The following is an 11,130-nucleotide window of genomic DNA, read 5'->3' on the forward strand; positions in this document are numbered from 1 at the left end:
TCAAGAGGGGTTGCAATGGACATTGCCGATGTCGCCAGGCGCACCGGAGTGCCGGCGTCGACATTGCGTTACTACGCGAACAAGGGGTTGCTCAGATCACTGGCCAGCCATGGGCAACGCCGCCAGTTCCCGCCAGACACCCCCGAGCGCCTGGCGCTGATCTCGCTGGGACAGGCGGCTGGCTTTTCGCTGGACGAAGTAGCCGCCATGCTTGACGAGCAACGGGTCGACCGCGAGTTGCTGCTGGCCAAGGCCGACGAGATCGACCGCCGGATAAAACGGCTGCAGGCGATGAGCAAGGGGTTGCGCCATGCGGCGCAGTGCCCTGAGGAGAACCATCTGCAATGCCCGACCTTCCAGCGGCTGATGCGGGTGTCGGCCAGCCTGGGCAGGCGTGGAGGCCTCAGTAGCCGTGTAACTCGCGGAACGGCTGGCCCTTGTGGTAGTTGATCCACTCCTCCACGTCATACGGCAGGTACAGCTGCCGACGCGCCCGCGACAGGGCGATATACACGGCGCAGATCCGGGCATCGAAGGCGTAGGCGTCCTTGAAGCGGTCGGTGGTCATCAGTTCCGGTGTCAGCAGCACCTGATCGAACTCCAGGCCACCGGCCTCCTCGGCCATCAACACCGTCAGGCTGTCGGGCCGTGCAGCGATGCGTGCGTCCAGCAGCGTCAAGTCTGCAAGCTTGAAACCCGCCTCAAGGCGCGCCTCGACCCAGAGGAACGCGGCATCGAAACGCTCGGACTCGCGCACCTGCTGCCAATCGAGCAGGTGCGCGAAGTACGGATGCGGCCCTTCGGCGTCCTGCCCGGGCGCATAGAACGCAGCCCTGAACAGGCCGATTGCCGTGGCCATGAAGCGGCGCATTTGAGGCCAATCGGGGAAGTTCAACAAGCAATTGGACTCGGCCATTTCCATGGCCCAGCGCATCGTGTCCCAGCACGAGGCGGTCAGCACCACGCAGCCCTCGGGAGGGATGAACCCTTCGGGGAAGTGCTCGATACCGACATCGACATGCCGTGCGGCCTCGAACGCGACCTTGGACTTCTTCGAGTGCACACCGATCAACGGGTTGATCAGGCGCTCTACCTTGGGTCCGGAGCGCACGGCAAAGGCCATGTCCTTCTGCCGTACCTGACGCTCGCGCCTGACCACCTCGCCGCAGGCCTTCTGGTATTCGTCACCCAGGGTGATCAGCACCTGGCGGCCCCGTTCGATGACTTGCAGCAGCGAGGCCGGCACGTCCTGGCTCTCGTCGATGATCACGTGGCTGAAGCGCCCTGGCACGCTGCAGCCAGTCAGGCTCGCTCGCTTGAGCAGCAGCAACGCCTCGAACCCGGTCTGCGCGCCCCAGGCCGGTTGCGCCTCCAGGTAGCGCCATAGCCGGCTGGCGTACTCGAGCAGGACCTGGGTATCGACGCCGGAGAGTGCTTGGCGAAAATACGGCAGATGACGATTCGACAGGCTGTAATCCCGCGAATCGCAGTAGTTGCGCAGCACTTCCAGGCAGATGTCCAGGGCATGCTCGGCGTCGTACTGGCGCAATCCGACGATCCCCAGTTCCTCGGCCAGCCTGCGCTTGCCAGGACCGCGCTGCGCCGTCCGGGCGGAAACTGACCGGGTATCCTTGAGCAGGGCCCGGGCGAACTGGCCGAAGGTCATGCCGACCTTGGCCTGCTCATCCAGCCCCATGCGCCGACGCAAGGCGCCGAGCTTGGCCGGCGTGCGCGCCAGGGCCAGCACCCGACCACGGGGCAGGCAGTCCATGAGCGCGCCGAGCAGGTAGCTCTTGCCGATCCCGGCATAGCCCTGCACGTGGATGTCTTCGTCGAGGTTGGCCTGGATAACCTTGAGCAGCTTGTCCTGCTCGACGGTCAGCCAGCGTTCGGTATCGAAGCCGGTGGTCACCCGCTGGCTGAACGGGTTGTCGCTGTGATGCAGGCGAATGCGGTAGTCGAAATCCCACTTGCCATCGGCCAGCAGGTATTCCCGCGCCTGGACCTGCTCCGCGTCGAGCAGACGCAGCTTCGAACCCTTGATCACCTCAAGGCCGAAATAGAGCTTGCGCGCATCGAACAGCCTACGGGCCTCAGACAACAACCCCACGCCAGGCGAGTGCGCGCCATCTACCGCCCACGCCAACAGCTTGCCCAGCACCTTTTCCGCCGCCCGCGCATCGACCTGCCCCTGTGCCTGGGCCAGGTTCTGGATCACCAGCACTGCCGCCAACTCCGGCTCGCCCAGGGTGTCGAGCGCCAGCGTGCCGTCGGCCAGCAAGGCCTGGCACACCTCTGCGGTGACCGGCAGGTATACCGGATGGGAAAAGTCCAAGTGCTCGGGCTGCATGTCGGTACGGGTCCGGGGATCACTCAAGGTTTGTCGGATTCAGCGGCCTGCCCCACCACCAGTTCGAAGCGGTAGGCCCCCAACGACCCGGCCATGTCGCCGGGATAGCTGACACCCGCCTGCGGTGCGTCGAGCACGCCATCGAGTTCATGCAGGGCCAGCTCCAGCAGCTTGCGCAAGTCACGCACCGAGCGCGCCGACACCTGCAGCTCCAAGGCCGCCGCGCCAGCCTTCACCGCCACTGGCGCAGCCGCTTCCTCGAGGATGCGCTCGTGCTCTTCTTCCATCTGGTCGAGCACCTGGGACAACTCCAGCACGCGCTCGGGACTGGCGGCCATCTGGTCCTTTATTTCCAGGCGGCGCAGCTGCCACTCGCGAATCTTCTGGCGGGTGAGGTCGTCGACATGTTCCACGGTCGCTATCTCCTGGCCGAATGGGCCAACACGATGGGATGCATGATAAGGCGCTGCGCGGGATCGTGCAGGCGGAAAACAGTGCGAGGGTGTAAAGAAACGCGTCTGATGTGCGACGCCTGACAGGTACGCCGGAAAAACCCTGCGCCCAAAATGGAGGCGGCCCCACCAGCCACACCCCGGCACTCGATGTTCCCGCTATGGCTGCTCCCTTCCGGGCCTGACCAGGTTAACGGGTAATCAATGCGGGGGGACCGATGGGGCCACCACGACGGCTCGCCAGCTGACGAGCCGCGCCATTGTACAACGCCAGCGAGAAGTTACAACCTTTGATCGAGAAAAAACCATCATTTCTCAAGGACTTGTGGAAAAGCCATCGCAGGGTCAGGCACACCCCTGCGATAACGCCCTGACCTTCAGACGTCGATTCCGCGCTCCGCAAGGAAGCCCACGAACGCCTCTTCGTCCATCACCGACACGCCCAGCTCGCTGGCCTTGGCCAACTTGGAGCCGGCGCCGGGCCCGGCCACCACGCAATGGGTCTTGCCGGACACGGAGCCCGCCACCTTGGCCCCCAGGCTTTCCAGCTTTTCCTTGGCGATATCGCGGCTCATGCGCTCCAGGGTACCGGTCAGCACCCAGGTCTGGCCGGCCAGCGGCAAACCCTCGGCGGACTTCCTCTCGCACGACCAGTGCATGCCGAACTCCAGCAACTGGGCTTCGATGGCGCGGGCCAACTGCTGGTTGGCCTCGACCTTGAAGAACTCGCGCACCCCGTCGGCGGCCTTGGTATTCAGGGCCTGGCGCAAGTCGATGCCATCGGCGGCGATGATCTTGTCCAGGGTGCCCAGCTTGTCTACCAGCTTCTCGGCGCCGGTCGGGCCGACCGACGGGATATCGAGCTTGGCGAGCATCCCGGCGAGGGTGGTGCTGGCGGCGAACTCGGCGCCCAGCTCCCCTTCATCCTGCAGTTGCATACCGCTGTCCAGCAGCTGCTTGATCACCGCACGGTTGTGTTCGTCCTCGAAGAAATTATGGATCTCGTAGGCGACTTCCAAGCCGATGTCCGGCAGGTAGGTCAGCACCTGCGGCAGCGCCACCTGCACCCGCGCCAGGCTGCCCAGGGAGCGGGCCAGGACCTTGGCGGTCTCCTCGCCGACATCGGGGATGCCCAGGGCGTAGATGAAACGCGCCAGGCTCGGGCGCTTGCTGGCATCGATGGCTTCGAGCAGCTTGCGGCTGGAGACCTCGGCAAAGCCTTCAAGGGCGACCACTTGCTCGAATTCCAGCTTGTAGAGGTCGGCCGGCGAGCGGATCAGGTTTTCATCGACCAGTTGCTCGACGCTCTTTTCGCCCAAGCCATCAATGTCCATGGCGCGACGCGACACATAATGGATGATCGCCTGCTTGAGCTGGGCGGCGCAGCTCAGGCGCCCCACACAGCGGTACACCGCGCCTTCGCTGGTGGTTTCCTTGCCCTTGCTGCGCTTGACCAGCTGAGTGCGCTCGACCTGCGAGCCGCACACCGGGCATTGGCTCGGCACCTGCACCGCACGCGCGCCTTCGGGGCGGCGCTCGAGCACCACCTGCATGACCTGCGGGATCACGTCACCGGCACGGCGGATGATCACCGTGTCGTCGATACGCAGGCCCAACCGGGCGATCTCGTCCATGTTGTGCAGGGTGGCGTTGGACACCGTCACGCCGGCCACCTTCACCGGCTTGAGGCGGGCGACCGGAGTCACCGCGCCGGTACGCCCGACCTGGAACTCGACATCGAGCACCTCGGTGAGCTCTTCCATGGCCGGGAACTTGTGGGCGATCGCCCAGCGCGGCTCACGGGCACGGAAACCCAGCTCACGCTGGGAGGCCAGGGCATTGACCTTGAATACCACCCCATCGATTTCGTAGGGCAGGCTGTTGCGGCGCGCGCCGATGTCCCGGTAATAGGCCAGGCACTCGTCGATACCAGCGGCGTGCCTGAGCTCGCGACTGATCGGCAGCCCCCAGGTCTTGAGTTTCTCCAGGATACCGATATGGCTGTCGCCAAACGGCTCGGACACCTGGCCGACGCCATAGCAGCAGAACTCCAGCGGGCGGCTGGCGGTGATCTTCGAGTCCAGCTGGCGCAGGCTGCCGGCGGCGGCGTTGCGCGGGTTGGCGAAGGTCTTGCCGCCGGCCTCGGCCTGGGCCGCATTGAGCCGGTCGAAACCGGCCTTGCTCATGTACACCTCGCCGCGCACTTCCAGCACCGCCGGCCAGCCCTCGCCCTGCAGCTTGAGCGGGATGTTGCGCACGGTGCGCACGTTGGCGCTGATGTCCTCACCGGTAGTGCCATCGCCGCGGGTGGCGCCCTGCACCAGCTGGCCGTCGCGGTACAGCAGGCTCACCGCCAGGCCGTCGAGCTTGGGCTCGCAGCTGTAGTCCACGGCCGCCTGATCGCCGCCCGGCAGGTCCAGGCCTTCGACCACGCGGCGGCCGAAGTCGCGCAGGTCGTCTTCCTCGAAGGCGTTGCCCAGGCTGAGCATCGGTATCTCGTGACGTACCTGGCTGAAGGCCGCCAGTGCCGCACCACCGACGCGCTGGGTCGGCGAATCCGGAGTCACCAGGTGCGGATGTTCGGCTTCCAGCGCCTTGAGCTCATTGAACAGGCGGTCGTACTCGGCATCAGGCACGCTGGGTTCGTCGAGCACGTAGTAGCGGTAGTTGTGCTGGTCGAGTTCGGCGCGCAGTTCATGGATTCGGGATTCGGCGTTCATTCCTGGTCTTCTCTTGCAAAGCAAAAGAGCAGCCCCTGGCTGCTCTTTCGTTTCAATCATCGCGGCGCGGACCGAGGCAGGGTCCGCCCGCTCGGGTCGGTCAGCGTTTCTGCGTCAGGGCGCGGCGCTCGAACTCGACGATACGCTGGCGGTAGTGCTCGATGGTCTGGGCGGTCAACACGCTGCGCTGGTCGTCCTTGAGTTCGCCATTGAGCTCGTGGGCCAGCTTGCGGGCGGCGGCGACCATTACGTCGAAGGCCTGCTTGGGGTGGCGCGGGCCTGGCAGGCCGAGGAAGAAGCTCACCGCACGGGTGCTGAAATGGTCGATGTCATCCAGGTCGAACACGCCGGGCTTGACCGCATTGGCCATGGAGAACAGCACTTCGCCGTGGCCGGCCATGCTCTCGTGGCGATGGAAGATGTCCATCTCGCCGAAGCGCAGGCCGCTTTCCAGGATGTTCTGCAACAGCGCCGGCCCCTTGAAGCCGCCTTCGTCGCGCGAGATGACACTGATCACCAGCACTTCTTCGGCCGGCGGCAGCTCCTTGGCCGGCGTGGACGCGGCAGTGAAACCGCTGTTGCGGGCGGTGTCGGCGGCGAAGTCATCGTCGCCAGCGTCGAACAGGTCCGGTTCACGCGGCTCGGCGGCCAGCTTCAGGTCGCCCTGTTGCGGCTCGCTGTTGTTGCGCTTGCCGCGCTTGGCCTTGGCCGGTTTGGCTTCACGCTCGCGTTCGCGCTCACGCACTGGAGCGCTGACCGATGGCAGGTCGCTCTCGTCCAGCTCGGGCTCTTTATGGGTTTCCAGCACACGCGAAGGGCCGAGCACCTCGGCGCCGCCGCTGTCGTCGTCCGGGGCGTTGGCGTAGCTACGGTCCAGACGGAACTTCAATTTGCCCTTGCCGCCGCGCATGCGGCGCCAGCCGTCGAAAAGAATACCGGCGATGACAATGATGCCGATGACGATCAGCCACTCGCGCAGACCGATTTCCATGTAATCCCGTGCCTCTATAAAAAATATGCTTGAAAACAAAGGCTTCAAAGGCCTTTAACACGTGGCGCCAACTCTATGTTCTGACAGGCGTTTTACCCACGCAAAAAACAAGTGACATTAAGCTAGCACGACCAAAGGCAACTTTACACCGTCTGTCGCGTCTGCTGAGGCTTTTGCCTACACGTTCACACCCTTTCTTTACCCCTTAGGCTCTGTCCGAAATGTATCTGCACTCGCCCATACTGCGTTGAAACGGGGCTCGGAATGCTCATGTACTCCAGTCCAGTCGGGCGCGACCCCGGCCGTTCCTCCCCCCTTTTCGCCTTGTCTGGCCTTCGCGCAGACACATTTCGAACAGACCCTAGGCATCGACCATGGCCATAGCCTCTTCCACATCAACTGCTACAAGACGTGAACAACCCGGTTCGTGCATGGTCACCCCCATCAGCTGGTCGGCCATTTCCATGGCGATCTTGTTGTGAGTGATGTAGATGAACTGCACGGTTTCGCTCATTTCCTTGACCAGGCGCGCATAGCGCCCGACGTTGGCATCGTCCAAAGGTGCGTCGACTTCGTCGAGCATGCAGAACGGCGCCGGGTTCAGCTTGAAGATGGCGAACACCAGGGCCAAGGCCGTCAATGCCTTCTCGCCGCCGGACAGCAGATGGATGGTGCTGTTCTTCTTGCCCGGCGGGCGCGCCATGATCGTCACCCCTGTATCGAGTAGATCTTCGCCCGTCAGTTCCAGATAAGCGCTGCCGCCACCGAAAACTTTTGGGAAAAGTGCCTGTAATCCGGCATTTATCTGATCAAAGGTATCCTTGAAGCGGTTGCGGGTTTCCTTGTCGATCTTGCGGATGACGTTTTCCAGGGTCTCCAGTGCCTCGACCAGATCGGCGTCCTGGGCATCCAGGTAGCGCTTACGCTCGGATTGCTGCTCGTACTCTTCGATGGCCGCCAGGTTGATCGCGCCCAGGCGCTGGATACGCGCCTCGACCTGCTCCAGCGCCTGCTCGGTGCCCTGCTCGCTGGCGTCGGCCTCGAGCGTGGCGAGCACGCCCTGAAGATCGTAGCCGTCGGCGAGCAGTTGTTCCTGCAAGGTCTTGCGCCGCACATCCAGCCCCTGGGACTCCAGGCGCTGCTGCTCCAGCTGGCCGCGCAACAGCTGCGACTGCTGCTCGGCCTGGGTGCGGCGGCGCTCGGCATCACGCAACTCACGGTCCGCCTCGTCCATGTGCAGCCGCGCCTGGCGCATTTCTTCGTCGACACTCATGCGGCGCTCGAGCAGTTCCTCAAGCTTCAGGCGCAACTCTTCGAGCGGCGCCTCGCCTTCCTCGAGATTCAGGTTCAGTTGCTCCTGACGCTCGTTCAGGCGCGCGGCCTGCTGCTCCAGGCGCTCAAGCGCCTGGCGGGTGGAATCGTGCTGGGCGCGCAACGAGCCCAGGCGCACGGCCAGTTGATGGGCATGATCCTTGTGCTGGCGGGCCTCCTGGCGGACCCGGTCGAGACCTTCGCGCAGGGTGTCGCGGCGCGCCATCAGTTGCTCGCGCTGTTCGGTGTCCGCGGCCATCAGGTCGAGGGACTCCTGCAACAGCAGGCGCGCCTCGCCCAACTGCTCATGCTCCAGGGCACGCTGCTCCTGGAGCTCGGCCAACTCTTCGTGCAAGCGTCGGCGGCGCAGTTCAAGCTGTTCGGCCCGGGCCCGGCCAGCAGACAGGCGCGCCTTGAGCTCACCGTGCTGGCGGCTCTCGTCCTGGCTGCGACGGCGCAATTGCTCGCGCTGCTCCTCCAGGTCGAGCTGTTGTTCACGCAGACACTGCAGTTGCTCGTCGAGCTGTTCGAGCGACGCTTCCTGCTCCAGTTGTTCCTGGGCCAGGCGTTCGATTTCCTGGCCCCTGGCCAGCACGCCGCCCTGGGCTTCACCACCGCGGCTGACCCGCAGGAAATGCCGCCCCACCCAGTATCCGTCGCGGCTGACCAGGCTTTGCCCAGCAACCAGTGACGCCCGCTGCGCCAACGCCTGCTCCAGCGTTTCAACCGGCCTCACCTGCCCCAGCCAGGCCGACAGGTCGGCCCGCCCCTCGACCTTGTCGAGCAGGCTGCCGGGAACACGCGGACCCTCGCCCCCGCCCAGCAGCAGGCGCAGATCGCCCTGCTCCAGCGCGGCGAAGTCCAGGCCGGCGAAGTCATCCAGCAACACTGCCTGCAGGTCGGCGCCAAGCACCGTTTCCACCGCCAGCTCCCAGCCGGGCTCGACCCGCAGCCCCTCGGCCAGGCGCGGGCGCTGCTCCAGGCCCTGGGCGCGCAGCCAGTCGGCGGCCCCCACACCGGGCTCCAGCGCCGCCTGCTGCAAAGCCTCCAGCGAGGCCAGACGCCCGCCCAGGCGCTGCAGATCACCCTGCTGTTGCTGTTGTGCCTGGCTGGTCTGCTGCAGGTGTTCGCGCAACCCTTCCAGGCGCTCGACCACCTGCTGCTCTTGCAGGTGCAGCTCTTCGAGCAGCAACTCGCTGCTGGCCACTTGCTCGCCCAGATCAAACGTCTCGGTGTCCTGGGTATCACCACCGAGCTGCTCACCCTCCTCGCCCAGCTTGCGCTGGCGCTCGGCCAGGCGCTCCAGGCTGGATTCGAGCTGCGCCAGGCGCGCCTGCTGCACCTCGGCCTGACGGCGCGGCTCGGCGGAGCGGGTGTTGAAGCCGTCCCACTGCTCCTGCCAGCCGTGCATGCCGAGCTCAGCTTCCTCCAGGGTCGCGGCGGCTTCCTCGGCCGCGGCCAGGGTCAGCTCCTGCTCCGGTTCGAGCATTGCCAATTCTTCGCCGAGGGTCGCCAGCAAGGTGCGGTCATGCCCCAGGTGCGATTCGGTTTCCAGGCGGCTGCGCTCGGCCTCCTTCAGGTCGTCCTGCAACTGGCGCAGACGCTGCTGGCCGTGCTGGATGCTCTGCTCGACGCGGGCGATATCGCCAGCCACCGAATAGAAGCGGCCCTGCACCTGGTTGAAGCGTTCGGACAACTCATGGTGACCGTCGCGCAGTCGCTCGATGCTGGCGTCGGCGTTGCGCTGTTCGGCCACCAGCGCCTCGAAGGCGACCTCCTGGTCGCCGATCACCGTCTCGCGCTGGCGCACCCGCTCATCCAGGTCGCGCCAGCGCAGAGCCGACAGGCGTGCCTTGAGCTGACGCTCCTCGGCCTTGTACTCACGGTATTTCTCGGCAGCCTGGGCCTGGCGGTGCAGGCGCTCGATCTGGCGTTCCAGCTCTTCGCGCAGGTCGGTCAGGCGCGCGAGGTTTTCCTGGGTACGGCGGATGCGGCTCTCGGTCTCGCGGCGACGCTCCTTGTACTTGGAGATGCCCGCCGCTTCCTCGATGAAGTTGCGCAACTCCTCGGGCTTGGCCTCGATCAGCTTGCTGATCATGCCCTGCTCGATGATCGAATAGCTGCGCGGCCCCAGACCGGTGCCGAGGAAGATATCGGTGATGTCACGACGCCGGCACTTGGTGCCGTTCAGGTAATAGGTGTTCTGCCCGTCGCGGGTGACCTTGCGGCGGATCGAGATCTCGGCGTAGGCGGCGTACTCGCCCACCAGGCTGTTGTCGCTGTTGTCGAACACCAGCTCGATGCTGGCCTGGCTGACCGGCTTGCGGCTGGTGGAGCCGTTGAAGATGACATCGGTCATCGACTCGCCACGCAGGTTCTTCGCCGAACTCTCGCCCATCACCCAGCGCACCGCGTCGATGATGTTGGATTTACCGCAGCCGTTGGGGCCGACCACGGCGGCCATGTTGCTGGGGAAGTTGACCGTGGTCGGGTCGACGAACGACTTGAACCCGGCCAGGCGGATGCACTTCAGGCGCACCGGTCAGACCCGCGCCAGCGCCGCCAGCACCAGTTCGCAACTGCGCTGGCAATAGGCGGTGAGCACCTCGCGGATGCGCGGCAGGTCGCGGGCGACCACAGCTTCGAGCAGGCAGGCAAACAGCTCCAGGTAATCGGCCATGTTGGCCTGGCGCTGGTCCAGGGCCAGGTAGTAGGCGCGGCTCATGGCCGGCTGCAGGTTCTCGACGGTTTCCTGCAGGTACGGGTTGTTGGCGAACGGATACGCGGCGCGCATCACCGCGAAGCTGTCGCCGACGAAGGCCTTGATATCCTTGCCGGCATGGGCCTGCTTGAGGCGCTGCTGGATGTCCAGGAACGGGCGCAGGTCGCCCTCGGTGCGCCAATGCTGGGCAACGGCATTGCCCAGCAGGATGTAGAACTCGCCCATCAGGGCGCACAGGCTGCGCACGCTGTTTTCGTCGAGCTCGGTCACATGGGCGCCACGGCGCGGCAGGATGGCCACCAGGTGCCGGCGCTCGAGGATGAGCAGCGCCTCGCGCACCGAACCGCGGCTGACGTTAAGGGCCTGGGTGACCTTCTGCTCCTGGATGCGCTCGCCGGGTGCGAGTTCGCCACGGATGATCCGCTCGGCCAGGTAGTGGGCAATTTGCTCGGAGAGGCTGTCCGGCGCCTTGAACGTCATGGTTTTCCTTCGCAATCTGGGTAGCTGTGCACAAGGGCGCGATTGTAGCGCACTTGCCAGGCGCTCGCGCAGCAGGACTGCATGCTTTGTGCGACTGGCGGGTC

General features: G+C 65.1%; 7 protein-coding genes and 1 other RNA gene. 1 reads left to right on the forward strand and 7 read right to left on the reverse strand.

Features of this window, described 5'->3' with window-relative positions; translation table 11 throughout:
* Window positions 1-15: 15 nt before the first annotated feature.
* On the forward strand, window positions 16-450 hold the full coding sequence (locus tag LOY42_RS18020; RefSeq protein ID WP_258598660.1) for a helix-turn-helix domain-containing protein: 435 nt from the start codon (window positions 16-18) through the stop codon (window positions 448-450).
* Here LOY42_RS18020 and LOY42_RS18025 read toward each other — a convergent pair.
* The 7 genes from LOY42_RS18025 to LOY42_RS18055 all read right to left on the reverse strand — a co-directional run bounded on the left by LOY42_RS18025 (window position 404) and on the right by LOY42_RS18055 (window position 11,026).
* Window positions 404-2,350: a hypothetical protein gene (locus LOY42_RS18025; RefSeq protein ID WP_139673200.1), complete on the reverse strand. Its 1,947-nt coding sequence runs from the start codon at window positions 2,348-2,350 to the stop codon at window positions 404-406. The genes LOY42_RS18020 and LOY42_RS18025 overlap by 47 nt on opposite strands.
* 23 nt (window positions 2,351-2,373) lie before the next feature.
* Window positions 2,374-2,763, reverse strand: a complete 390-nt coding sequence (locus LOY42_RS18030; RefSeq protein ID WP_139672528.1) for a hypothetical protein — start codon at window positions 2,761-2,763, stop codon at window positions 2,374-2,376.
* A gap of 163 nt (window positions 2,764-2,926) precedes the next feature.
* Window positions 2,927-3,023, reverse strand: an RNA gene (ffs, locus tag LOY42_RS18035) — signal recognition particle sRNA small type.
* A 156-nt stretch (window positions 3,024-3,179) separates the two neighbouring features.
* A complete protein-coding gene (ligA, locus tag LOY42_RS18040) occupies window positions 3,180-5,522 on the reverse strand; it encodes an NAD-dependent DNA ligase LigA (protein WP_258598663.1) in 2,343 nt (780 codons plus the stop codon).
* A gap of 100 nt (window positions 5,523-5,622) precedes the next feature.
* Complete coding sequence (gene zipA, locus LOY42_RS18045; protein WP_139672534.1) at window positions 5,623-6,513, reverse strand: cell division protein ZipA; 891 nt, start codon at window positions 6,511-6,513, stop codon at window positions 5,623-5,625.
* A gap of 361 nt (window positions 6,514-6,874) precedes the next feature.
* Window positions 6,875-10,363, reverse strand: coding sequence for a chromosome segregation protein SMC (smc, locus tag LOY42_RS18050; RefSeq protein WP_258598666.1), 3,489 nt, complete (start codon window positions 10,361-10,363; stop codon window positions 6,875-6,877).
* A gap of 3 nt (window positions 10,364-10,366) precedes the next feature.
* Window positions 10,367-11,026, reverse strand: coding sequence for a GntR family transcriptional regulator (locus tag LOY42_RS18055; RefSeq protein ID WP_110699108.1), 660 nt, complete (start codon window positions 11,024-11,026; stop codon window positions 10,367-10,369).
* Between the last annotated feature and the right edge of the window lie 104 nt (window positions 11,027-11,130).

This window comes from Pseudomonas sp. B21-023 (assembly GCF_024749165.1).
Classification (GTDB): domain Bacteria; phylum Pseudomonadota; class Gammaproteobacteria; order Pseudomonadales; family Pseudomonadaceae; genus Aquipseudomonas.

Bases quoted from the DNA above. Each gene is read 5' to 3' on its own strand.
- LOY42_RS18055 (WP_110699108.1), bottom strand. From the start codon at position 11,026: ATGACGTTCAAGGCGCCGGACAGCCTCTCCGAGCAAATTGCCCACTAC.
- ligA (WP_258598663.1), bottom strand. From the start codon at position 5,522: ATGAACGCCGAATCCCGAATCCATGAACTGCGCGCCGAACTCGACCAG.
- LOY42_RS18025 (WP_139673200.1), bottom strand. From the start codon at position 2,350: ATGCAGCCCGAGCACTTGGACTTTTCCCATCCGGTATACCTGCCGGTC.
- zipA (WP_139672534.1), bottom strand. From the start codon at position 6,513: ATGGAAATCGGTCTGCGCGAGTGGCTGATCGTCATCGGCATCATTGTC.
- LOY42_RS18020 (WP_258598660.1), top strand. From the start codon at position 16: ATGGACATTGCCGATGTCGCCAGGCGCACCGGAGTGCCGGCGTCGACA.